General features: G+C 70.6%; 14 protein-coding genes. 11 read left to right on the top strand and 3 right to left on the bottom strand.

The window, feature by feature from the left end; genetic code table 11:
• From AC27VN_RS02300 to AC27VN_RS02290, 3 genes are all read left to right on the top strand, one after another.
• Positions 1-517, top strand: a 517-nt coding sequence (locus AC27VN_RS02300; RefSeq protein ID WP_490875491.1) for a L,D-transpeptidase, incomplete at its 5' end; no start/stop codon positions are given.
• Between the two features lie 86 nt (positions 518-603).
• Positions 604-1,104, top strand: a complete 501-nt coding sequence (locus AC27VN_RS02295; protein ID WP_490875490.1) for a helix-turn-helix transcriptional regulator — start codon at positions 604-606, stop codon at positions 1,102-1,104.
• Positions 1,101-1,508 carry a VOC family protein gene (locus AC27VN_RS02290; protein WP_398492175.1) on the top strand — a complete coding sequence of 136 codons (408 nt, stop codon included), beginning with the start codon at positions 1,101-1,103 and terminating at the stop codon, positions 1,506-1,508. The genes AC27VN_RS02295 and AC27VN_RS02290 overlap by 4 nt, the downstream gene beginning before the upstream one ends.
• 9 nt (positions 1,509-1,517) lie before the next feature.
• Here the strand turns inward: AC27VN_RS02290 and AC27VN_RS02285 are convergent, their stop codons facing one another.
• On the bottom strand, positions 1,518-1,874 hold the full coding sequence (locus AC27VN_RS02285; protein WP_490875489.1) for a hypothetical protein: 357 nt from the start codon (positions 1,872-1,874) through the stop codon (positions 1,518-1,520).
• Between the two features lie 118 nt (positions 1,875-1,992).
• Positions 1,993-3,135, bottom strand: a complete 1,143-nt coding sequence (locus tag AC27VN_RS02280) for a type 1 periplasmic-binding domain-containing protein (RefSeq protein ID WP_490875488.1) — start codon at positions 3,133-3,135, stop codon at positions 1,993-1,995.
• Between the two features lie 163 nt (positions 3,136-3,298).
• Between AC27VN_RS02280 and AC27VN_RS02275 the strand changes: the two genes are divergently transcribed.
• The 5 genes from AC27VN_RS02275 to AC27VN_RS02255 all read left to right on the top strand — a co-directional run bounded on the left by AC27VN_RS02275 (position 3,299) and on the right by AC27VN_RS02255 (position 19,683).
• Positions 3,299-4,012 carry a TonB family protein gene (locus tag AC27VN_RS02275; protein WP_490875487.1) on the top strand — a complete coding sequence of 238 codons (714 nt, stop codon included), beginning with the start codon at positions 3,299-3,301 and terminating at the stop codon, positions 4,010-4,012.
• Positions 4,013-4,014: 2 nt separating this feature from the next.
• Complete coding sequence (locus tag AC27VN_RS02270) at positions 4,015-4,539, top strand: RNA polymerase sigma factor (RefSeq protein ID WP_296786574.1); 525 nt, start codon at positions 4,015-4,017, stop codon at positions 4,537-4,539.
• Positions 4,540-4,644: 105 nt separating this feature from the next.
• The gene (locus tag AC27VN_RS02265) at positions 4,645-5,643 is read left to right on the top strand and encodes a FecR family protein (protein WP_490875486.1); all 999 of its coding nucleotides are present in this window, start codon (positions 4,645-4,647) and stop codon (positions 5,641-5,643) included.
• A gap of 208 nt (positions 5,644-5,851) precedes the next feature.
• Entirely contained in the window at positions 5,852-18,931 is a 13,080-nt protein-coding gene (locus AC27VN_RS02260) for a filamentous hemagglutinin family protein (protein ID WP_490875485.1), read from the top strand.
• 116 nt (positions 18,932-19,047) lie between these two features.
• Entirely contained in the window at positions 19,048-19,683 is a 636-nt protein-coding gene (locus AC27VN_RS02255; RefSeq protein WP_490875484.1) for an RNA polymerase sigma factor, read from the top strand.
• Here AC27VN_RS02255 and AC27VN_RS02250 read toward each other — a convergent pair.
• A complete protein-coding gene (locus tag AC27VN_RS02250) occupies positions 19,680-20,306 on the bottom strand; it encodes a flavin reductase family protein (protein ID WP_490875483.1) in 627 nt (208 codons plus the stop codon). The two genes, AC27VN_RS02255 and AC27VN_RS02250, sit on opposite strands and share 4 nt — an antisense overlap.
• A 245-nt stretch (positions 20,307-20,551) precedes the next feature.
• On the opposite strand from AC27VN_RS02250, the gene AC27VN_RS02245 reads away from it, so the two are divergent.
• From AC27VN_RS02245 to AC27VN_RS02235, 3 genes are read left to right on the top strand one after another with little or no spacing between them, the layout of a single operon-like run.
• Complete coding sequence (locus tag AC27VN_RS02245) at positions 20,552-21,688, top strand: ABC transporter substrate-binding protein (RefSeq protein ID WP_490875482.1); 1,137 nt, start codon at positions 20,552-20,554, stop codon at positions 21,686-21,688.
• 11 nt (positions 21,689-21,699) lie between these two features.
• Positions 21,700-22,611 carry an ABC transporter permease gene (locus tag AC27VN_RS02240; RefSeq protein ID WP_490875481.1) on the top strand — a complete coding sequence of 304 codons (912 nt, stop codon included), beginning with the start codon at positions 21,700-21,702 and terminating at the stop codon, positions 22,609-22,611.
• Positions 22,608-23,438 carry an ABC transporter permease gene (locus AC27VN_RS02235; RefSeq protein WP_490875480.1) on the top strand — a complete coding sequence of 277 codons (831 nt, stop codon included), beginning with the start codon at positions 22,608-22,610 and terminating at the stop codon, positions 23,436-23,438. Before AC27VN_RS02240 ends, AC27VN_RS02235 begins: the two co-directional genes overlap by 4 nt.
• The last annotated feature ends 5 nt before the right edge of the window (positions 23,439-23,443 follow it).

Genomic DNA, 23,443 nt, shown 5'->3' with positions numbered 1-23,443 from the left:
CGGCGCCTTCGCGGTGGTCGACAAGAAAGCCGCGAGTGTTTTCGTCTTCGACGCAAAGGGCACGCTTCTAGGTTCATCGCCCGTGCTGCTGGGTCTCGCGCGCGGCGACGATTCGGTGCCGGGCATCGGCGAGCGCCCCATGGCCAAGATCCGTCCGCACGAACGCACCACGCCGGCCGGACGCTTCGCTTCCGAACCGGGGCGCAACACGGGCGGCGAGGACATCGTCTGGGTCGACTACGACGCCGCGATTTCCATGCACCGCGTGCGCACCACCAACAAGGCCGACCGACGGCTCGAGCGGCTCGCGTCGCCCACCATCGCCGACAACCGAATTTCCTACGGCTGCATCAACGTTCCCGCCGCCTTCTACGACGCCTACGTGAAGCCCGCATTGGGACAACGGCGCGGCGTGGTCTACGTGGTGCCCGAGTCCTCGCCAGTGGCCACGCGTTTCGATTTCCTGAATCCCGCGAAGGATGCGCGCGCGCCATCCGCTGCGCGGCCGGCGCTGTAGGCATCCGCGAAGATCCTCCGCACGCTCCTGCGACACAATGCCGCGTGCCGACGCATGGCGGCATGTTCATCGAAGGAGACACACCCATGGCAAGTGCGGACGCCGCGCCACCCGTTCAGGACCCCGCGCTGCTGCGCCGCCTGCTGCGCGCCAAGGACCGCATGGACGCCGCCTCGCACGAGGAATGGCCGGTCGAGCGGCTGGCGCAGGTCAGTGGCGTTTCCGAGGCCCACTTCGCGCGCTCGTTCAAGCAGGCCTTCGGCACGCCGCCGCACCGCTACCTGCTCACGCGCCGCATCGAACGCGCGAGCGCGCTGCTGCGCGAGACCGAACTCTCGATCACCGACATCGCCTTCGCCACCGGCTGGTCCAGCCTCGGCACCTTCGGGCGCACCTTCCGCGACATCACGGGCGGCAGCCCGGGCGAGGTGCGCACACGCGGCAAGGGCGAGGCGCAGGCCTTCGGGCCCGTGCCCGCCTGCATCATCAGCGCCTCGCAGCGGCCCCATCTCGAAACAGCAGTTTCGGAGAAGCGCCGCCAGGCCGCGGCCGGTACAAACGAGGCCGAACCACAGGAGATTCCATGAGCCAAGGTATTGAAACGGTCGGTCTGTATGTGCGCGATCAGGAGGAGGCCCTCGCCTTCTACGCGGGCAAGCTCGGCTTTCGCGTCCACACCGATGTCGGCAACGGCGACTACCGCTGGTTGACCGTGCAGCATCCCGAGCAGCCGGCGTTCCAGCTCGGCCTGTTCAAGCCCGGGCCGCCGGTGCACGACGCGGCCACAGCGCAGGCGCTGCAGGCGATCGTGGCCAAGGGCGCGATGCCGCCGCTGGTGCTGAGCGTCGACGACTGCCGCGCGAGCTACGAACGGCTGCGCGCCCAGGGCGTGGAGTTCACGCAGGAGCCGGTGGAGCGCTATGGCACCGTGGATGCCGGCTTCCGGGATCCGTCGGGGAACGGGTGGAAGATGATCCAGCGCGTCGGCTGATACCGCGACTCAGCGCTTGACGAAATAGTCCTTGGCGCCCGTCGCGTCGAGCACGGCGTTGAGGGCGAAAGCCACCGCGAGCCCGCGGCCATCCACGGCCTGGGCGGGTGGCGGCAGGCCATCCGTGGTCAGGAAGCTGCGTGTGCGCGTCTCCCAGCGGGCCGAGGGGTAGATCCCCTGGTTCGGGTCCGACGCCATCAGTGGCTTGGCCCCGACCCAGCTTCTCTTGATGTAGGACGACGAAGCGGCCTGCGAGGCAGCGGCTTCGAGGAGCGGGTCGCTCGCGGACTGCGCGAGCGACTCCGCGCTGGCATGGCCGTGCGACAGCAAGACGGCGAGCACGCCGGTGGACAGCAGCAATTTCATTTTTCTCTCCCTGTTCGATCGTGTCGGCGCGGGGCCGACGGGCATGCGGCCCGGCGTCGCCGTGCCGCGCGCGCATCTTAGCGTCACGATCGACGGGCCCGCGCGTGCCCGGCGGCCTTCAGCCCACGAAGTTGCCGCTGCTGTTCAGCAGGATCTGGCTGACCTGGCTGCTGGCGCGCGATCCGCCCGCATAGTCGAAGCGCCAGCCGTCGAGGTCCACCGCGGCGCGGCGCTTGAACTGGGTCAGCAGCTTCGCGCGCCCGGGCTCGGTGCCCGCGCCGGCGATGACGGCGCCCGCATAACGGCCGCCGAGGTAGCCGGCAAAGCTGGTCGGCGAGGGGTCCTCGTCGAAGTAGCGCTGCAGCGCGTTGCGGTAGCTGCGCACGATCGCCACCTTGCTGGTGCGCGGATCGGGCACCACGCGCGTGAAGATGATCGGCACGCCCTTGCCGGGGCTCAGCTGCAGGAAGGTGTTGGTGTCGACGTCGGACAGGCACACCACGGTGCGCTGCACGCCCCGTTTGGCGAGCCCGCGCGTGAACAGGGCCAGCTCGATGGCATCGCCCGTGAACAGCAGGAAGTAGGGCGTGCTGGCGGGCAGCTGGCCGCCGAAGGCTTCGAGGTCGCGGCCCCTGGGCGCCGTCAGCACCTGTGCCTCGAGCTTGAGCCGCTCGGCGATCTGCGCCATGCCCGGCTGCAGCGCCGTGGCGTGAGCGGCCGTGGGGTACACGATGCCGATCTTGGCCACGCCCATGGTCGCGAGGTTCTTGAGCACGTGCCGGATCTGGTCCTCGCGCGATGCGAACAGGGCGAACAGGTTCGGGTTCGCATCGAAGCGCGAGTCGGCTAGCCAGGGCGCGACATGCGCGATCTCGAGGCGGCCGCTGTCGGCATGCGCGAGGCTCGCGAGCGCGAGGCGCTCTCCCACGGTGCCCACCAGCGCGACCTGCGCGCTGTCCTCGCCGATGGCCTTGAGCGCGGCCTGGGCGTCGGCGTCCGAGTCGCCGACCTCCACGGCCTTGAGCTGCACGTTGAGCCCTGTCGTGGCCTTGAGCTCCGCGAACGCGAGGCGAAAGCCGGTTGCATAGTCGCGCGACAGCGCCTGCTGGCTCGGCGACGTGTCCATGAGCTGCGTGACCCGCACCGCCGGCTGTTCCGTGGCGCGGGAACCCTGGGCGAAGCTGGCGCCGACGGACGACGCGAAGGCCATGGCCGTCGCACCACGAAGGACTTGGCGGCGGCTGGGGCGATGCAGGCTCATGCAGCCATGCTAGGTGGAATTTATGACATGGGTTCTCGCCGCCGCGCTTGCATCGGCGGGCTCGCAGGCTGTCACGAAAGTGTCGTCTTGAGTCCTTAAGTTTCAGGCCCCGGGCGATTCGCGTCGCTCCTCCCTTCTGGAATCGACGGCTGCGCGACAGGAAATGGCAGGCTCCCCGCTATTGGGTCATGTGGTCGCGCTGGCACGAAGACTGATCTCGCTGTCTCTCATGGCCGGAGCGGGCGCCGCGCATGCGCAACCGATCGAGTCCCCGACCACCGCGCCGGGATCGAGCGAGTCGCAGATCGAATTCAACATCCCGGCCCAGCCATTGCCCATCGCACTCGACCAGTTCGCCAACGCGGCGCGGCAGTCGGTGCTGTTCGACGACGAACTGGTGGATGGCCGCAGCTCGGCGGCCGTGCAGGGGCGCTACACGCCGCTGGCGGCTTTGCATGCGCTGCTCGCCGGAACCGGCTTGACGGCGGAGAACGTCGGGGGCCACCGGGACCGGATCGCGGCCTTCGTGCTGAAGACAGCTCCGGAGGTCGCGGCCCGCGATGTTCCCGCCGAGCTGCATCGCCGCTACGACGGCTCGGTGCAGGCCGGGGTGTGGAAGGCCCTGTGCGCCGACCCGCGCACCGCCCCCAGCGACTACCGCGCGATGCTGCGCTTCCAGGTGGATGCCGCCGGCCTGGTGCGCCAGGCGCGCCTGCTCGCGTCGACCGGCAACCGGCAGCGCGACGCGGCCGTGATCTCGACGCTCTCGACGCTGCGCGTCGAGCCGCCGCCGCCCGATCTCAGGCAGCCGCTGACGCTGATCGTGTTGCCGCTCGATGCGGTCGCGCAGGCGCGCGTCTGCCAGCCGGTGCCCTGACCATGGCCGAAGACGTCCTGCCGCTGTTGCGCAGCTTCCTGGTCCAGCGCTATGGCGACCTGAAGCGCCGGCTGCGCCGCACGGTGGGCAACGACGAGCTCGCCGACGATGCGCTGCACGACACCTGGTTGCGTTTGCAGCGCGGCGAGATCCAGGGGCCGATCGCCAATCCGCAGGCCTACGTGATGCGGATGGCGGTCAACTTCGCGCTCGAGGCGCGGCGCGGCCAGCAGCAGCTGCTGTCCGCCGAAGACGCGCAGGTCCTGCTCGACCTGGTGCCCGACGGCGCGGCCGGACCGGACCGGGTGGCCGAGGACCGCTCGCAGCTGCAGGCGCTCCACGAGATCCTCGAGAAGATGCCGGCGCGGCGGCGCGACATCCTGCTGCTGGTGCGCTGGGAGGGCTGGTCGCAGCAGGACGTCGCCAAGCACCTGGGGGTGTCGCTGCGCACCGTCGAATACGAATTGAAAGCGGGCCAGGACTACTGCGCGACCCGCCTCGCGCAGCGAAACGGCAGGCCGGGATGAAGATGTCGAGAAGAAATAGTTCGGGGATTCGCCGCGCGAAATCCATCTTGAGAGAAGGCAGGCGTGCGACGGACCGCACGGGCAGCGCGAGGCGAAGGAGCTGAGATGCGCGACCTCTCCGATTCATCCGACAAGACCGATTTCCCCGAGCTGCTGCGCCAGGACGCGCATGCCTGGCTGGTGCTGCTGACCTCGGGCAAGGCGACGCAGGAGGACGCGCAGGCGTTCCAGCGCTGGCGCGCGCTCGGCCCGCGCCATCAGAAGGCCTTCGAGGAGGCGCGCGACCAGTGGCGCCTGCTGAAGCCCGCCTTCGGCAAGCTGCTGGGCACGCGCGCGGAACTCGCGCGCCACCACCAGCGGCTGCTGCAGCGGTCGTCGCTCGGTCGTCGCGTCTTCCTGGGCGCGGCCGTGAGTGCCGCGGCGGTCGCGGGCGTGGCCGTGGTGCATCCGCCGCTGGGGCTCTGGACGCCGCTGGACGAGTGGAACGCGGACTACCGCACCGCGGCCGGCGAACAGCGCTCGGTGGCGCTGACGAGCCAGGTCGACGTGACGATGAACACCCGCACCAGCGTGCGCCAGGTCGCCGCGGAGGGCCGGACCGTCGGCCTGATCCTGCTGGCCGGCGAAGCGGCGGTCGACGTGCGCGCCGCCGAGCGCGCCTTCGGCGTGGTCGCGGGCAAGGGGCGCAGCCTCTGCGAGGGCGGGAAGTTCGAGGTGCGCTTTCTCGATGGCAAGGCCTGCGTGACCTGCATCGAGGGCGCGGTGCGCGTCGAGCATCCGGCGGGCAGCCTGTCGTTGCGTGTGGGGCAGCAGGCGAGCTACGACGACGCGTCGATCGGCGCGCCGATCGCGGTCGATCCGGCCGATGCGGCCGCCTGGCGCCGGGGCGAGCTGGTGTTCAAGCGCAGCCCGCTGTCCGCGGTGATCGACGAGATCAACCGCTACCGGCCCGGGCGCGTCGTTCTGATGGCGCCGTCGTTGCGCCACAAGACCCTCAGCGCCCGCCTGCAGTTCAAGGCGCTCGATGCGGCGCTGCTGCAGATCCAGCGCTCGTTCGACCTGAGCGCGCGGTCGTTGCCGGGCGGTGTGCTGATCCTGAGCTGAGGGTGGATTCGATGACCGCGTCATGACAGCGGTCGTCGGCCCGGGAGAAAAAAATTCTTCGGGGTTTCGCGCGGTGCCAGCCATCTAGAAGGGACGGGCCTTGCATCGGCGGCTTCCTGCCGCAGCGATGTCGGGTTCTCTCCAGAAATGGCGGGCCGCGCGAGCGGCCGGCCGTGGCAACGACTCAACCAGCGGGCGGGAACATCACATGAGCACAGGCGGACGCAGCGGCGCGGCCAGGCAGGCGACACAGGCGAAGCACCATCCACGGGCGAGGCACGATCTGCGGAGGGCGCCGATCGCGCGGGCCATCGCGATGGCGCTGGCGGCCGGCGGCCTGCTCGGCACGGCGCATGCGCAGCGCGCGTTCAGCGCCGGCTGGATGGCGCAGAAGAACATGGCGCAGAACACCGCCATCGCCACGGGCCGGCTGCCCAACGGCATGCCCGCCTCGAGCCTGACGAGCACGCAGGCGCAGCAGCAGCAGGCCAATGCGCAACTGCAGCGTTCCATCGGCAACCTCAACCTGGCGGCGCAGGCGATCGCGGCGCAGCAGGGCGCGCAGGCCGCGGCACGGCAGGCGGCCGCGAACGATCCGGCATCCGTTCCCGACGGACTGGCCGACGGCGGCCTCAAGGTCGACACCGATTCGCTGACCGCCGGCTGGCTCAACGCCAGCGCGCCCGTGCAGACCGTATCGAACGGCCGCACCAACGTCGCGATCCGGCAGACCGCCGACCGCGCGATCCTCAACTGGGAGACTTTCAACGTCGGCAAGCAGACGACGGTGGAGTTCCAGCAGCAGTCGGCCTGGAGCGTGCTGAACAAGGTCAACGATCCGCAGGCGCGGCCCTCGCAGATCCAGGGGCAGATCAAGGCCGACGGCACGGTGATGATCGCCAACCGCAACGGCATCGTGTTCTCGGGCTCGAGCCAGGTCGACGTGCGCAACCTGGTGGCGGCCGCGGCCAGGATCACCGACAACCAGTTCACGAGCGGCGGCCTGTACGGCGCCAGCGTGGCGACCCCCACCTTCACCGACGCGCTCGGCAAGGTCGAGGTGCAGGCCGGCGCGAAGATCACGACCACCGAGCCGCGCTCGGTCACCGACGGCGGCGGCTACGTGATGCTGCTGGGCACCGAGGTCTCCAACGCCGGCGAGATCGCCACGCGCAAGGGCCAGGCACTGCTGGCCGCGGGCGACAGCTTCCTGATCCGCAAGGGCGTGGGCACCGACGGCAACACCTTCTCCACCACGCGCGGCAGCGAGGTCGCGCCGCAGTTCGTTGCCGACAGCACCGCGGGCAAGGTCGTCAACAGCGGCCTGCTGCTGGCGCGCGAGGGCGACATCACGCTCACGGGCCGCGACGTGCGGCAGAACGGCGTGGCCGTGGCCACCACCACGGTCAACACGCGCGGCACGGTCCACCTGCTGACGTCGGCCAACGATGCCAAGGGCACCGTGCGCATGGGCGAAGGCGCGGTCACGGCCATCGTGACCGAGGACGACGGCAAGACCACCGCGCTCGACTCCCAGCGCGATGCGCTGATCAAGGACTCGGCGGCACTCGACCAGCTGCGCGCCCTGGCGGCCGCCACCTCCGGCAGGAACTTCGACAACCTGTCCACGCTGACCGACCGGCGCGACCTGTCGCGCATCGAGATCGTCGGCGGCAGTGCGGTCGACTTCGAGGGCGGCTCGCTGACCCTGGCCACCGGCGGCCAGCTCGCCGTGTCGGCCGGCAACGCGGCGGCCGGCACGCGGGAGGACGTCGCCACCACCACGCCGGCCACCTTCGGCGCGATCCGCGTGCGTTCGGGCGCGCAGCTCGACGTGTCGGGCAGCGTGGGCGTGCGGGTGGCGATGGAGAGCAACGACGTCAAGGTCAACGTGCAGGGCAACGAGCTGCGCGATGCACCGCTGAACCGCGACGCGGGCAAGCTGTTCAACCGCGACCTGTGGGTCGACCGCCGGCGCCTCGTGCGCGTGCCCGCGGCCGCGGGCGTGTACGACAGCGACCGCTGGTACACGGCCGGCGGGCTGCTCGAGGTCAGCGGCTACCTGGGCAACCAGGGCCACGGCATCGGCGAGTGGACGGCACAGGGCGGCATCGTCAACCTGGCCGGCGACAGCACGGTCACCGCGGCGGGCTCGAACATCAACCTGTCGGGCGGCACGCTCGACGTGCAGACCGGCTCCATCCACAACACCTGGCTCAAGGGCAGCGACGGACGGCTCTACACGGCGAACAACGCGCCCGCGGACCTGGTCTACAGCGGCGTGTACGTGGGCTACGAGGACAAGCACGCGCGCTGGGGCGTGACCGACTCCTTCTACAACCCGCTGATCGCGCCGCAGCGGCAGATGGAGAACGGCTACACCGTGGGCCGCGACGCGGGCTCGCTGGTCATCGCCTCGGCCAACGCACTGCTCGATGGCGACATCGAGGCGCGGGTCTACAACGGGCCGCGCCAGACCGACGCGCGACCGCTGACGGTGAGCGATGCCTACAAGCTGAGCCAGACGCAGGCGGCGCTGCCGGCGCGGCTGGTGATCCAGAGTTACGACCCGACGCTCAAGACCGATGGCGCCAGTCCGCGTCTGCAGAGCATCTCCGACGTGCGCATCGACAACGAGCGCCCGTCGGACGAGCAGCTGCCGAGCGCGATCGCCAAGACGGGCAACCTCGTGTGGATGAACCGCGACCGCCTTAACGACGCGGGGCTCGGCGGCCTGAAGACGGTGGCCTTCGGCGACCTGACGATCGGCGGCGACCTCGCGCTGGCGCCGGGCGGCGCGATGGACTTCACCACTTCGGGCAACGTCAGGCTCGACGGCAGCCTGAGCGCGCGCGGCGGCTCCGTGAGCCTGGTGGGCGGCACCGGCCTGTTCGGCGACCTCCACGGCCTGACGGTCCAGCGCGGCATCGTGATCGACACGCGCGGCCTGTGGACCAACGCGGCGCTCGACCCCGCGAGCGCCTGGGGCGCGGCCTTCCGCAACGGCGGCACGGTGACGCTGGTCACCAATGGCGCGCTGCAGCTCGAGTCGGGTTCGCGCATCGACGCCTCGGCCGGCGCGGCGCTGCTGTCGAACGGCAGCGTGCTCGGCGGCGCGGGCGGCGACGTCAGCCTCAGCGCGGGCGGCCTGGTGATCGATGGCGGCGGCACCATCGCCTCCTACGGCTTCACCCGCGGCGGCAAGCTCAGCATCGTCACGCCGGCGGCGATCTCCATCGGCGGCACGCTGCTGGCGACCCGCGGCCTGCTGGCGCCCGGCGAGGCGGCGCCCTTCGATCTCACGGTCGGCGCGGACTTCGTGCTGCCGGCCGGCACCATGCTGCCCTTCGAGTTGAAGGTGTCCTCGGGCGACTTCATCCGGCTGGGCGCGGTGGTGCCGCCCAACGCCATCGTGAACATCCCCTTCAACAAGCCGGTCACCGTCGGCCCCAACGGCTGGACCACGCCGATCGACGGCGTGTACGCAAGGGATCCGGTGACGGGCGTGCAGACGGCCTATGCGGCCGGCAGCCTCGTTCCGGCCGGCTACCTCGTGGTGACGATCCAGAATTCCTTTCCGGCCGGCTACGTCATGCCGGCCGATGCCTTCACGGCACCGCTGCCGATCTACCGGCGCACCACCACCTATGCCGCCGGCACCGTGCTGGCGATGGACCTGGACGTCATCGCCGGCACCGCCTTGCAGCGCGGTGCCGTGCTGCCGGTGGCGGCCTCCGTCATGCCGGTGTTCGAGGTCACCGATGCCCAGGCCTTCTTCCAGCAGGGCTTCTCGGCCTACAACCTGAGCGGCGCGGCCGGCGCGGTCGTGAAGCCGGGCACCAAGGTCGACGTGGCGATGCCGATCTACCGCCTCACCGGCGCCAGCCTCGGCAGCGGCGCGCCGCAGCAGTCGCTGGCCGGCGATGCGCTGGCCGAGGCCGCGCAGCTCTACCTGCCGCCGCTGTTCGCCGAGAACGCGCTCAAGGGCACGCTCAGGCAGCGCGCCGGCGCCGACCTGTCGCTGACCGGCGGCATTCCCAATTCGGTCGCGGGCGCGGTGGCGAATCCGCTGGTCAGCGGCGGCATCGTGATCGGCGAGGGGGCGGTGGTCAGCGTCGATCCGGGCCGGCGCATCGACCTCACCAGCAAGGGCCAGATCACCGTCGACGGCAGCTTCGTGGCGCCGGGCGGCGCGATCTCCATCGTCAACACGCGCACGCTGGACGACGTGGCCGCGGCCTGGCGCATCGCCCATCCCAACGAATGGAACTACGAGGACAACGATCCCGCCGACGCGATGTCGGTGTGGATCGGCGAGCACGCGGTGCTCGATGTCGCGGGCCGCGCCTACACCGCGCTCGACGCGCAGGGCCGGACCTACGGCACCGTGCTCGACGGCGGTGCCATCGTGCTCGGCAGCCTGGGCGGCAAGAACCCGCTCGCGAGCGGCGTCATGTCCAGCAGTTCCTACGTGGTCGTGCGCCCGGGCGCGCGCATCGATGCCTCGGGCGCGAGCGCCGTGCTCGACGTCGCGGCCGGCAGCGGCAGTACCGCCGGTCCCGCGCGCGCGCCGCGGACGGTGGCCAGCGACGGCGGATCGATCACGATCAGTTCCTACCAGAGCTTCTTCCTCGACGGCGAGCTGCGCGCCGCGGCCGGCGGCGCGGGCGCCAGCGGCGGCAGCCTGTCGCTGGTGCTCGAATCGCCGGTCTACGGCGGCCCCTTCGGCATCGATCCGCTGACCCGGCCGGGCCGCGTGATCATGGTGGCGCAGGACGACCGGCCCGGCAGCCTCGCGGCCGACCTGGCACCCGGCGCGCTCGACGACGGCTTCGTCGTCGGCACGGCGCGCGTGAGCGCCGCGCAGGTCGCGCGCGGCGGCTTCGACAGCCTGTCGCTGTGGGCGCGTTCCGGCCTCTTCTTCGACGGCGATGTCGACCTGCGTCTGGGCCGCAGCCTCGCGCTGCAGCAGGGCCTGATCTACCAGACCACGGCCGGCGCCAACGTGCGGCTCGCCGCGCCCTATCTGCTGTTCGACGGCGGCATTCAGATGGTGGGGCGCTCGCCGTCCTCGCAGGTGCCATTGGTGGGCGGCGCCAAGCTGCCCGACCACGAGACCGGCGGCAGCTTCACGACCGAGTCCGACCTGATCGACCTGCGCAACGCGGTGCGCATGCAGTTCGACCGCACGCTGCTGCAGAGCAGCGGCGACCTGCGCTTCCTCGCCGGCACCGCCTCGGCGCCCGAGGCGCAACTCAACGATCCCTCGGGACGCACGACCGAACTGCGCGCCTGGGGCGATCTCGAGCTGGCCGCCGCGCAGGTCTACCCGGTCAGCGGCGCGGTGGCCGTGGCCCGCGCCGGCGCGGGCAAGGCGCCCGATGCCACGACCTCGTCCGTGCTGTCGATCCGCTCGACGGGCGACGTGCCCGCGCAGCCCTATTCGGTGCTGGGCAGCCTCACGCTGAACGCCGATGTCATCCGCCAGGGCGGCGTCGTGCGCGCGCCCTTCGGTTCGCTCACGCTGAATGCGACGCGCGAGGTCGAGCTGCTCGACGGCAGCGTCACCTCGGTCGGCACCAGCGGCCTCGCGATGCCCTTCGGCGGCACGGTGGACGGCGTCAACTACACCGTCAACGGCGTGGACGTTCTCAAGCCGGCCCTGGGCTCGGGCCAGTTCGGCGGGGTCTTCACCAAGGACGAGCTCGGCATCAACGGCCAGGTCGGCATCCGGATCAACGCGGCCTCGCTGGTCGGCGATGCCGGCTCGCTGCTGGACCTGTCGGGCGGTGGACAGCTGCTGGGCGCGGCCTTCGTCACCGGCCGCGGCGGCTCGGTCGATACGCTGCTCAGTCCGCTCAAGGCCGGCGGCAAGGTCTACGCCATCGTGCCCGGCGCGAAGACGGCGCCGGTGCCCGGCGGCTACAACGCGGCCTGGACCGGCGCGGCGCCCGGCATCGGCCAGCAGATCACCCTTCCCGACGGCGTGCCCGGCCTGGCCGCCGGCACCTACACGCTGATGCCGGCCAACTACGCCCTGCTGCCCGGCGCCTTCCGCATCGAGCTCGGCGGTGCGGTGCAAGAGTTCGCGGGCGCGCTGCCGCTGCGCAACGGCTCCTACGCGCTGACCGGCGTGCAGGGCATCGCCAACACCGCCATCCGCGATTCGCTCGGCACCATGGTCACGGTCACGCCGGGCGCCACGCTGCGCACCTACTCGAGCTACAACGAGCAGGGCTACGACCAGTTCCAGTTCGCTCGCGCGAACACCTTCGGCACCCTGCGTCCGCAACTGGAGATCGACGGCAAGCAGCTGATCTTCAATGCCCGCGTCGCGCCCGACAACGCCAACGCCAGCGCGCTGGTGTTCAACGGCCGTGCCGACTTCTCGGCCGCCCGGGGCGGCTATCCGGGCGCCTTCTCGCTGCTCGGCGGCGTCTACACCGATCCCGCCGCCACCAACCTCGTCATCACCGCCGACGGCAGCGCCACGCGCAACGACGCCACCACGATCGCCGTGGCCGCGTCAGAGATCGGCAAGCTGCAGGCGCCCAACCTCTACATCGGCGGCATGCCGAACGTCACCACGCCGAACATCGCCCTGCAGGGCGTGATCGGCAACGAAGGCCTGATGGCGAAGAACCTGGTGCTCGAGCGCGGCGTGACGCTGACCGGCGGACAGGTGGTGCTCGGCGCCGCCAGCAAGATCACGCTCGAGGAGGGCGCCAGCATCAGCACGCTCGGCCAGGGCACGAGCTGGCTCGATTCGCGCAGCGGCCTTCTGTTCGGCCCCAAGGCCTCGCCCTTCGGCAGCACGGCCATCCTGCTGGTGTCCAACGGCACCTTCACGCTCGATGCGCCCTCGGGCCTGTACGGCAGCAACATCGAGCTGAAAGACGGCGTGGCGCTGTACTCCGAAGGCACGGTGGGCTTCTATTCCGACCTCGGCGTGTCGCTGGTCGGCACACCGAAGATCGGCACGCGCAACCTGTCGCTCGCCGTGCCCTCGTTCAACATCGGCACCGCGGCCGCGCTGGCGGCGGTGGCGCAATTGCCGGCGGGCATGAGCCTGGACCAGGGCATCCTCGACACGCTGTTCGCCGGCAATCGCGCCGCGGGCGTGCCCGCGATCGAGAACCTGGTGCTGAGCGCGGGCAAGTCGATCAACTTCTTCGGCACGGTCGACCTCGACACCATCGACCCGGCCACCGGCAAGTCGCACCTGAAGCAGCTGGTGTTCAACAGCCCTGCGATCTACGGCTATGGCGCGGCCGGCGACACGGTGCGCCTGAGCACCGACACGCTGGTGTGGAACGACACCTTCACGAAGGTCATCAACGACAACGCCAGCCGGCCGCTGTACGGCAGCGCCGCGCCCGGTGCCGTGATGGCGGGCGGCCCGGGCAGCGGCCGCTTCGAGGTCAACGCGAACAGCATCGTGTTCGGCTATCCGACGCCGGCACAGCCCGACAGCTCGGTGCGCTTCGACCGGCTGATGCTGGGCTTCTCGGACGTGGCGCTGAACGCCAGCGAGCGCATCGTCGGCAATGCCAACGGCACGGTCTCGATCTACCAGAACGGCGCCGACCCGAGCACCGCCTTCGATCCCGCCACCTATGCCGGCACCGGCGCCACGGTGCGGCTGAACACGCCGCTGTTCACGGCCGAGTCCGGCGCGGTGCTGGGGCTGTACGCGGGCGGCACGCTCTCCGTGACCGCGCCCGACGGCGCCACCGCCAGCAGCGACAAGGTCGGCGGCCAGATCGACCTGCATGCGGGCCGCATCGACATCGCCTCGGCGATCGTGCTGCCCACCGGCAAGCTGACGCTGACGGCCGAGGGCGACATCACGCTGGCCGCTGGCTCGCGGCTCGACGTGTCGGGCCGCAGCCTCGCCTTCTTCGACCAGGTGCGCAACACCTGGGGCGGCGACATCGTCATCGAGAGCCGGCACGGCAACGTGCTGCAGGCGCAGGGCTCGACGATCGACGTGTCGGCCGCGCACGAGGACGCGGGCACGCTGCGCGTCTCGGCGCTGAACGACGGCGCCGATGCGAAGCCCGATGCCGGCGTCGTTCGGCTGAACGGCACGCTGCGCGGCAGCGGCGCGCAAGGCCATGCGGGCGGCGGCATCGACCTGCGCGCGCAGCGCATCGGCGACAGCGCCGCCACGCTCACGAGCGACTTCGCGGCCCTGAACACCCGGCTCACCGAAGCCGGCTTCCTCGGCAGCCGCGGCTTCGCGTTCAAGCAGGGCAATCTGGAGATCGGCGACGAGCTCAAGGCGCGCGACGTCACGGTCTCGGTCGATGGCGGCAGCCTCACGGTGAAGGGCCGCATCGACGCCTCGGGCGAGCGCCCCGGCAGCATCCGCCTGGCCGCGCGCGACGACCTGCGCCTGGCGGGCGGCGCGGTGCTCGATGCGCATGGCACGGTGCTGCAGGTGGACAGCTACGGCCAGCCCATCGAGGCCCTGAACCGTGGCGCGATCGAGCTGACGTCGGCCCAGGGCTGGCTGCGGCTGGACGACGGCACCACGCTGGACGTGTCGGCGCCGGGCGTGAACTTCGGGCGCGTGGTGCTCAATGCGCGGCGCGCCACCGAGACGGGCGGCGACATCCTGGTCGATGCCTCGGGCCAGGTGAACGTTCACGGCGCGGCCAGCATCGCGGTGAACGGCTTCTGGACCTACGCGCCCACCGATGCCGCGGGCACCATCGTGCGCGACACCGGCGCCGACAACGTGCCGGCCGGCGCCGTCGGCCTGAACCAGATCGACGCGAAGAGCCAGGTCTTCTACGCCAACGCGCTCGCCAACGGCGCGCTGCAGGGCCGCCTGGCGGGCCTGAAGGCCTATGGCGATGCCTACCACCTGCGCCCGGGCGTGGAGATCATCAGCAGCGAGGCCTCGGGCGGCAAGCTCACGATCGCCAGCGACATCGACCTCGCGGACTACCGCTACGGCCGCGGCGAGCCGATGGCGCTGACGGTGCGCGCCGCGGGCGACCTCGACATCAAGGGCAGCATCACCGACGGCTTCGGCAAGCCCAAGGGCTCGCCCGACGACTTCACGGTGCTGCTGCTCGCCGGCGCCAAGCTGAACGCCGACTACGTGCTGCCGGAGAACGCGACGCTGGCGGTCGGCACCACGCTGGGCGTGGGCGTGACCCTGCCGTTCAACATCGAGCTGCACGACGGCGAGGTGCTGCGCGCGGGCGAGGCCACGCCGCGCCAGATCGTGCTGCATCCCGCCTACGACCCGAACGTGGGCGCGAACGTCTACTACTTCGGCGGCGCGAACTCCTGGGGCGAGATGCTGGAGCCGGTCCAGGTGGTCTCGGGACGCGTGGACGACTGGAACTGGAACGGCACCAGCTTCGGCCCCGGAAGCTACATCGCCTACGGCCTGGGCGACGGCGCGGTCATCTACCCCGGCACGGTGTTCCGTTCGGCCACGGCCGGCTATGCCGACGTGGTGCTGGCACCCCCGCCCCAGGTGGCGGCAGGCAAGTCGCTGCCGCAGGCGGTGACGCTGGCCGCGGGCTACACGCTGTCGGCGGCGTTGACCGCGACGGGCACCATCGCCACGCCGACCCGCACCTGGACCGCGGGCATGACCATTCCCGCTGGCACCGTGCTGCCGAGCGGCACGACGCTGGGCACCGGCGCCTCGCTGCCCTTCGACTTCGACATCGCCGCCACCACCTGGCAGGCGGGCAATCCCCTGGTGCTCGTCGGCGGCTACACCCTGACCGCGTCGATGGACCTGCCGGCCGGCACCGTGCTGCCCACGGGCACGGTGGTGTCGACCACGGCGGACGTGCTGTCGATGCGCTCGCGGCCGCTGTGGGCGCTGGCACCGATGCTCGCGGCCGGCAGCCCGTCGGCCTCGATCCGCCTGGTCGGCGGCGCCGACCTCGCCGCCGCCGATACGCGCGCGTTGCGATCAGCCAGTGCGCTGCGCGGCGCCGGCAACATCACGCTGGACGACTCGCGCATCAGCGGCCTGACGCAGAAGCCGATCTTCAGCGTGATCCGCACCGGCACCGGCGACCTCGACATCCTGGCCGGCGGCGACTTCAGCCAGGCCACGCCCTTCGGCGTCTACACCGCCGGCACGCAGAGCGAGCTGCCCGAAGGCAACGCGGCCTTCGAACTGCCGCGCGCCAAGCTCACCGGCGTGGCCGCCTACGACGCGGCGCTGAACGACCGCAGCACCTGGTTCCCCGACCACGGCGGCGACCTCTACATCGCCGCGCAGGGCAACCTGACCGACTGGGGACCGTTGAGGGACGACAAGACCACCTCCATCGCCAGCTGGCTGTGGACGCAGGGCGGCGACGGCATGGGACAGCAGCCGGCCTGGTCGATCAACTTCGGCACCTATGTGCAGACCGGCACGCGCTACAACCCGGCCACGGGCCGCAGCGACGCGCTGATCGGCGTCTCGGGCTTCGACGGTTTCGGCGCGCTGGGCGGCGGCAACGTCACGCTGCGCGTGGACGGCCATGCCGGCGTGCTCGAGGCCTACGACCCGAACGGCCTCGATGTCGGCACCCGGCCCGCGGGCGGCCTCACGGTGGCGGTCGGCGCCACCGGCCGCGTGACCTCGGTGACGACCCGCGACGGCGTCGTGACCGGAGGCACGCTGGTGCAGACCGGCGGCGGCGACCTGCGGCTGAAGATTGGCGGATCGCTCAATCCGGCGCCGGCCGCGGACCGCCGGGCCCTCGCCGACGAGATGAACGGCACCTTCGCCGACCTGCGCGGCGACATCGCCATCGACGCGGGGTCGATCGGCAGCCTCCAGCTCGCCTACGGCGTCAAGGGCTCACAGGATCCGCGCGGCGTGGACCTCTACACCGCCAGCCTCGCGGGCAGTGCCGGCGGTCCGGCCATCGTGCCCGGCGACGGCACGGCGAGCTTCCGCACCCGCGGCGACCTGGTGCTGGGTGGCTACGGCGATGCCACCATGCTCGATCCGGGCACCGTCGGGAACTACCAGTTCAACTACACCGTGCTCGGCACGCTGGCCTCGGACCCGACCAAGGTCGGCGTGGGCCGCAGTTGGTTCTCGCTGTGGACGCCGCGCACGGCCGTCTCGCTGTTCGCCGCCGGCGGCAACCTGGCGCCGTTCTGGGGCCAGGGCACCAGTGTCAACGAACAAGGCTATGGCGGCGTCTACGGCATCGCCCTGATGCCCGCGCAGTTCAGGGCCGTGGCCGGCAGCGGCAGCATCTACTACGGATCGCAGCAGAGCAATGCGCCCACCACCTACGAGCTGACACCATCGGCCGGCGGCCAGCTCGAGCTGCTGGCTTCGGATTCGATCTATGCCAGCGGCGCGGGCGAGGCGACGGCGCTGGTCGGCATGTCGGGCGCCCGGGCCGGCATCGACGCGCTGCCCAATCCGTTCAAGCCCGCCTGGCTGCTGGTCGCACCGAACTTCACGTCCAACATCGTCACGCTGACCATCGACGGGATCAACGGCTACGGCACCAACACGCTGGTGCGCATCGCGCCGCCGCCCTTCGTCGGCGGGCCGACGACCTACTCGCCCACGCTGGGGTACTTCGCCTTCCAGCCCGCGGACACGCCGGCCGGCGTGCTGCATGCCGGCGACACCGAGCCGATCCGGCTGTATGCCGTCGACGGCGACATCGTCGGCGCGACGCTGGGCGCCAGCCAGCCGGCCAGCACCTTCGGCGCGCCGCGGCCCGCCACCTACCTCGCGGCCAAGGCCGCGCAGGTGCGCGCGGGGCGCGACATCGTGGGCTTCGGTCTCGGGAATGCCAACGACCCGCTGGGCGCGCCGAGCGTGGTCATGAATGCCAACGACACCGACGTCTCATCGATCGAGGCCGGGCGCGACATCTTCTATGCCAACGCCCGCATCGCCGGTCCCGGCACGCTCGAGGTCGCGGCCGGGCGCAACATCTACCAGGGCGACAAGGGCACGATCGTGAGCATCGGCCAGGTGGTGCCGGGCGACAACCGCGCGGGCGCGCACGTCGTGCTGCAGGCCGGCACCGGTGCCGGCGGCCCGGCCTACGCGGGGCTGATGAAGTACCTGGATCCCGCCAACCTGCTGCCCGAGGGCACCGCGCTCGCGGGCTCGGGCAAGGTGGTCAAGACCTACGAGCAGGAACTGGCCGAGTGGCTGAAGAAGACCCACGGCTTCGGCGGCAGCCCCGCCGAGGCGCTGGCCTACTTCGGCACGCTGGCGCCCGAGCAGCAGCACATCTTCCTGCGCACGGTGTACTTCGCGGAGCTGCGCGCGGGCGGACGCGAATACAACGACGAGGCCAGCAAGCGCTACGGCTCCTACCTGCGCGGGCGCGATGCGATCGCCGCGCTGTTCCCGAAGCTCGATGCCGAGGGCAACGCCATCGAGCGCGACGGCGACATCACCCTGTTCGGCGGCTCGGGCGTGCGCACGCTGTTCGGCGGCAGCATCGAGCTGCTGGCGCCCGGCGGGCAGGTGGTGGTGGGCGTGCAGGGCCAGGTGCCGCCCTCGACCGCGGGCATCGTCACGCAGGGCGCGGGCGACATCGGGATCTTCAGCCAGGGCAGCATCCTGCTGGGCCTGTCGCGCATCATGACCACCTTCGGCGGCGGCATCCTCGCGTGGTCGGAAGAGGGCGACATCAATGCCGGGCGCGGCTCGAAGACCACGCTGGTCTACACGCCGCCCAAGCGCGAGTACGACACGCTGGGCAACGTGAAGCTCTCGCCCAACGTGCCGAGCACGGGCGCGGGCATCGCGACGCTCGACCCGATCCCGGAAGTACCGCTGGGCGACGTCGACCTGATCGCGCCGCTGGGCACCATCGACGCGGGCGAGGCCGGTATCCGCGTCTCGGGCAACGTGAACCTCGCGGCGCTGCAGGTGGTGAACGCCGCCAACATCCAGGTCAAGGGCGAATCGAAGGGCCTGCCGGTGGTGGCTTCGGTCAACGTGGGCGCGCTCACCAATGCGAGCGCGGCGGCTTCTCAAGCCGCGATGGCCGCGCAGGACACGGTGCAGCGCGAACGCGCCACCGCGCGCCAGGCGCTGCCCTCGGTGTTCACCGTGCGCGTGCTGGGCTTCGGCAACGAGCCGGCGGGCGCGAGCCCGGGCGAGGAGAAGAAGCCGACGCCGCAAGCCGGCTCGCTCTCTTCCTCGGCTCCGACGGGCCCCGACGCGCGGATTCCGGTCCAGGTGCTCGGCCATGGCGGCGGCTTCGATGCCTCGGTGCTGTCGATGCTGAGCAGCGAAGAGCGGCGCCTGCTGCGGCAAGGCCGCTAGGCCTTCTTCCACGCCTGCCTGCCTCCTCCGCTCCCGCTTGCCGCGGGGCGGAGGGCGGCGCCCTGCGCGCGGCAGCAGCGGAGTTTGCAACCCCTGAATGCGGAGATCGAACGGCCATGGACCTGAGCGTTATGCAGTATCTGGACGTCGTCGCGCCAGCCGATGCGGCCGAGGCGCACCCCGGCGGCATCGACGACGGCCTCGCGCTGCGCGAGGTGCTGGTCATGAACTACGAAAGCCTGAAGCGCCGCCTGGTGCGCAAGCTCGGTTGCCCGGACCTGGCGAGCGACTGCCTGCACGACGCCTGGCTGCGGCTGGGCGACTCCGCGGCCCCGATGCTCACGCGCAGTCCGCAGGCCTATGTCTACCGCGTCGCCTGCAACGTCGCCATCGACGGGCTGCGCCGCAACCGGTTCTGGCAGTCGGCGGGCGAGGAGGCGGTGGCACCGGAGGCGATGGCCGATCCCGCGCCGGGGCCCGACGTCATCGTGGAGAAGCGTTCCGAGATGCGCGCGATGGACCGCGCGCTGCAGCGCCTGCCGGGCCGGCATCGCGCCGTGCTGGTGGCGCTGCGCATCGAGGAGCGCACGCGCGAGGAAGTGGCCGACTGGCTGCAGATGTCGCTGCGCAGCGTGGACACCACGCTGCGCCAGGCGCTCGACCACTGCGCCGAGGTCTCGGGCCAGAAGGTGCGCGTGGGCGTCAGCGGGCCGCGCCGGCACTGGCGCGCCGATGCTGAGGTGAGGCGCTAGAGCTGGTCGATGGCGCTGCCCGCCGAAGCCGCGGCGCCGAGCGCGAAGCGCTGCTGCGTGCCCACGTAGAAGCTCGCGCCGAAGCGCCCCACGGGCCGGTAGTCCTGCAGCTGCACGCGCCAGCGCTCCGTGTCCACGAGCCCGTCGCGCACCGCGAGCCATTTCACGCGACCGAAGAACACGTAGCGGCTGTCGGTTTCCATCGTCTCGTGCAACACGCATTCGAAGCCCACGGGCGCCTCGGCGATGCGCGGCGGCGCGACGCTGTTCGATGGGATCGCATGCAATCCGGCATGCGCGAGCTCGCTGGTTCCGCGCGGCAGCGAATCGCCACAGGCATGCATCTGCTCGGCCATCGCCTCGTCGGTCAGGTGCACGACGAACTCGCCGGTGCGCAGGATGTTGGCGGCCGTGTCCTTGATGCGGCCGTCGTGCAGGCGGTTGATGCTCACGAACACCAGCGGCGGGTCTTCGCCCACCATGTTGAACATGCTGAAGGGCGCGGCGTTGACCGTGCCCTCGGGCTCGAGCGTGGTGATCAGCGCGATCGGCCGCGGGACGATGAGGCTCGCCATCAGCTTGTAGCGGGCGTAGGGGTCAAGGGTCTGGAAGTCGATTTCCATGGAGGTTGGGCGTCGGTTATTTAAGAAATCGCATGCAATTTGTTTTTAATTCTGCATGCGGATGGTGCGTTCATGTGCGCTGGAGGCTTCATTGTTGTGCGGTGCGTGTTTCGGTGAATACGGGAGGATCGGTCGATTTCATTGGGGAATTCAAGAATTTTCGCGGACGGTGGCCCTTGGCATGAAGGATGCATGCGGAAAAAATCGTATGCAATCCGTGTTCCACCCTTTCTGAAGGAGTCGTCATGTCCGCAGCCCCGCTTCCGCCCCCGCGCGATCTCAGCCGTCGCACCTTCCTGCAAGCCGGCCTCGCCGCCGGTGCCGCGGCCGCCGGCGCGGCCTGGACCCCGGCCGATGCGGCATCGCCCCAGGTGCTGAACTATCTCTCCTGGCCCGGCAATGCCGATCCCTACCTGATCGAGGCTTTCGAGAAGGCCCATGGCGTGAAGGTGCGCATCAAGGAATACGTGGGCGGCGACCAGATGATGGCCGTCATCAACCAGTCCCCGCCCGGCAGCTTCGACGTCGTGCTCGCGGACGCCGAGTACATGCACCTGCTGCACGAGGCCGACTTCATTGAGGCGCTCGACCCCGCCGACTATCCGCTCAAGGACTACTGGCCCGAGTTCCAGAAGTTCCCGCTGCACTGGTTCGACGGCAAGCTTTACGGCGTCATGACGGACTTCGGCTACCTGGGCCTGTCGTACAACACCAAGGCCTTCACGCCCAAGGAGGTGGCCTCCTATGCGGCGCTGTGGAGCGAGAAGGCCAGGGGCAAGGTCGGCCTGTTCGACTGGTACCTGCCGTCGATGGGCTCGATCAGCCTGGCCAACGGCAACCGCCCGCCCTTCGACATCGACAAGGCGCGCTTCGAGGCCGTGAAGAAGAAGCTCTTCAGCCTCAAGCCGCAGGCCTCGGGCTTCTACACCATCGCCGACATCTTCTCGTCGATGACCAATGGCCGCGCCCAGCTCGTGCCCGGCATCGGCGAATGGATCACGCTCGGGCTGCGCCAGAACGGCGTGCCGGTCGACACCATCATCCCGGAGGAGGGCGGGCTGCAGTGGACCGAGTCGCTGTCGATCGTCAAGGGCACGCCCAAGCGCGACCTCGCGCGCAAGTTCATCCAGTACACGACCTCGCCCGAAGGCCAGGTGCGCATGGCCACCAAGGCCGACAACAAGAAGAGCATTCCCTCGATGGCCGGCTGGAAGCTGCTCAACGAGACCAAGCCGAAGGAGGCCGAGATCCTGCGCATGACGCTCAAGGGGCCGAACGTGATGGACGAGTACAAGGCCAAGAAGATCCAGTTCCGCCAGCTGCCCTCGAAGCAGTCGATCGAGGACTGGAACGACGCGTGGAGCCAGTTCAAGAGCCTCTGAGCGCGCGCACCATGAACGCCTCCTCCACGCCATCGATGGCGATCGCTCCCGTGCCCGCCAGAGGCCGTGCGAGCGCGCGCCGCGGTCCCTCGCCCAGGACGGTGCCGGTGCTGCTCGGCCTGCCCGTGCTGCTGTGGCAGCTCGTCTTCTTCGCGGCGCCGCTGCTGTTCCTCGTGGTCGTCACCTTCTGGCAGGTGCGCTCCTTCAAACTGCAGCCGGCGCTGTCGCTCGACAACTGGACGCGCATCCTCGGCGCATCGAGCTTCCACCAGGCCGCGCTGCACAGTCTCGCGGTCTCGGCCACGGCCACGGTGCTCGCGCTGGCGATCGCATTTCCGGCCGCCTACACCATCGCGTTCCGGCTGCCCGCGCGCTGGCGCGACGCCGCGATCGCGGCGCTGCTGGTGCCGGTGTTCTCGAGCTACATCCTGCGCATCTATGCATGGCAGATCGTGCTGAGCCCCGAGGGGCTCGCGAACACGCTGCTGGGCGTGTTCGGCGTGCCGGCGCTGCCCTTGCTGGGTGGCGCGCTGTCGCTGCAGATCGGCCTGCTGACGCTGAGCCTTCCGGTCGCGGTGCTGATCCTGGTGTTCGCGCTCGGCGGCGTGGATTCGTCGCTGGTCGAGGCCGCCGAAAACCTCGGCTGCAGGCGGCTGCGCGTGGTGGGCCATGTGCTGCTGCCGGCCATCCGCCCGGCGCTGGTGCTCGCGGGCTCGACCACCTTCCTGCTGGCCTTCGGCGACTACGTGAGCCCGGTGTTCATGACGGGCAGCAATCCACCGACCCTGTCGATCCTGATCGTCGACACCGTCAAGTCGGGTTCGCAATGGCCGCGGGCCTCGGTGATCGGCGTCTGCATGCTGGCGCTGCTCGGCCTCGTGCTGGGGCTGGCCCGGCGCCTGGGTGCGAGGAGCGCCGGATGACCGGTATCGACCACGCGCGCGCCAGGAAGATCTCGCGCGCCGCGCAGTACGCCTGGCTGGCCCTGCTGTTCGCCTTCATCGCTGCGCCGATGCTGGTCATCGTCGTGTTCTCGTTCGACGCGAACCGCTACCCCACGATCCCGTGGGGCGGCTTCAGCCTGCAGTGGCAGCGCGCGATCCTCGACGACGCGATGGTGCGCGACGCCTTCGTCAACACGCTGGTGGTCGCGCTCGGCACCGCGGTGCTCTCGACCGTGCTCGGCTTCGCGGCCGCCTACCTCGACCACCGCTATCGCTACCGCGGCAAGTCGGCCTTCGCGATGCTGGTGGCCATTCCGCCGGCCGTGCCGGCCACCATCCTCGGCATGGCGATGCTGGCCTTCCTGTCGCGCATCGGCCTGTTCGGCCGGCTCGAGGCCATCGTCGCCTGCCACGTGGCGATCGCGACCTCGTTCTCGATGGCGATCATCCGCCTGCGCCTCGGCGAACTGGGGCCCGACATGGAGCAGGCCGCCTGGAACATGGGTGCGTCGCCGGCCACGGGCCTGGTGCGCGTCGTGATCCCGTTCTGCCGGTCGTCGCTGATCGCTTCCTTCTTCCTCGCGGCGGCGGTCTCGTTCGACGAATTCATGATCGCCTGGTTCGTCGGCGGCGTGCACGAGACGCTGCCGGTGCGCATCCTCAACCTGCTGCAGGGCCAGGTCAGTCCGAAGATCAACGCCATCGGCACCGTGGTGCTGGCGGTCAGCGTGGCGCTGGTGCTGCTCGCGCAGCGCTTCATGGGCGTGCGGGCCGGACGACCGGCCACGCGCATCGCAACCGAGTGAGACCA

This window comes from Variovorax sp. 20P10.2.4, from assembly GCF_058244205.1.
Note: the sequence above shows the minus strand (reverse complement) of the source record. Positions and strands in the feature narration are given on the sequence as shown.

Coding starts and splice junctions, on each gene's coding strand:
- AC27VN_RS02295 (WP_490875490.1), top strand. CDS start 604: ATGGCAAGTGCGGACGCCGCGCCACCCGTTCAGGACCCCGCGCTGCTG.
- AC27VN_RS02290 (WP_398492175.1), top strand. CDS start 1,101: ATGAGCCAAGGTATTGAAACGGTCGGTCTGTATGTGCGCGATCAGGAG.
- AC27VN_RS02285 (WP_490875489.1), bottom strand. CDS start 1,874: ATGAAATTGCTGCTGTCCACCGGCGTGCTCGCCGTCTTGCTGTCGCAC.
- AC27VN_RS02280 (WP_490875488.1), bottom strand. CDS start 3,135: ATGAGCCTGCATCGCCCCAGCCGCCGCCAAGTCCTTCGTGGTGCGACG.
- AC27VN_RS02275 (WP_490875487.1), top strand. CDS start 3,299: ATGGCAGGCTCCCCGCTATTGGGTCATGTGGTCGCGCTGGCACGAAGA.
- AC27VN_RS02270 (WP_296786574.1), top strand. CDS start 4,015: ATGGCCGAAGACGTCCTGCCGCTGTTGCGCAGCTTCCTGGTCCAGCGC.
- AC27VN_RS02265 (WP_490875486.1), top strand. CDS start 4,645: ATGCGCGACCTCTCCGATTCATCCGACAAGACCGATTTCCCCGAGCTG.
- AC27VN_RS02260 (WP_490875485.1), top strand. CDS start 5,852: ATGAGCACAGGCGGACGCAGCGGCGCGGCCAGGCAGGCGACACAGGCG.
- AC27VN_RS02255 (WP_490875484.1), top strand. CDS start 19,048: ATGGACCTGAGCGTTATGCAGTATCTGGACGTCGTCGCGCCAGCCGAT.
- AC27VN_RS02250 (WP_490875483.1), bottom strand. CDS start 20,306: ATGGAAATCGACTTCCAGACCCTTGACCCCTACGCCCGCTACAAGCTG.
- AC27VN_RS02245 (WP_490875482.1), top strand. CDS start 20,552: ATGTCCGCAGCCCCGCTTCCGCCCCCGCGCGATCTCAGCCGTCGCACC.
- AC27VN_RS02240 (WP_490875481.1), top strand. CDS start 21,700: ATGAACGCCTCCTCCACGCCATCGATGGCGATCGCTCCCGTGCCCGCC.
- AC27VN_RS02235 (WP_490875480.1), top strand. CDS start 22,608: ATGACCGGTATCGACCACGCGCGCGCCAGGAAGATCTCGCGCGCCGCG.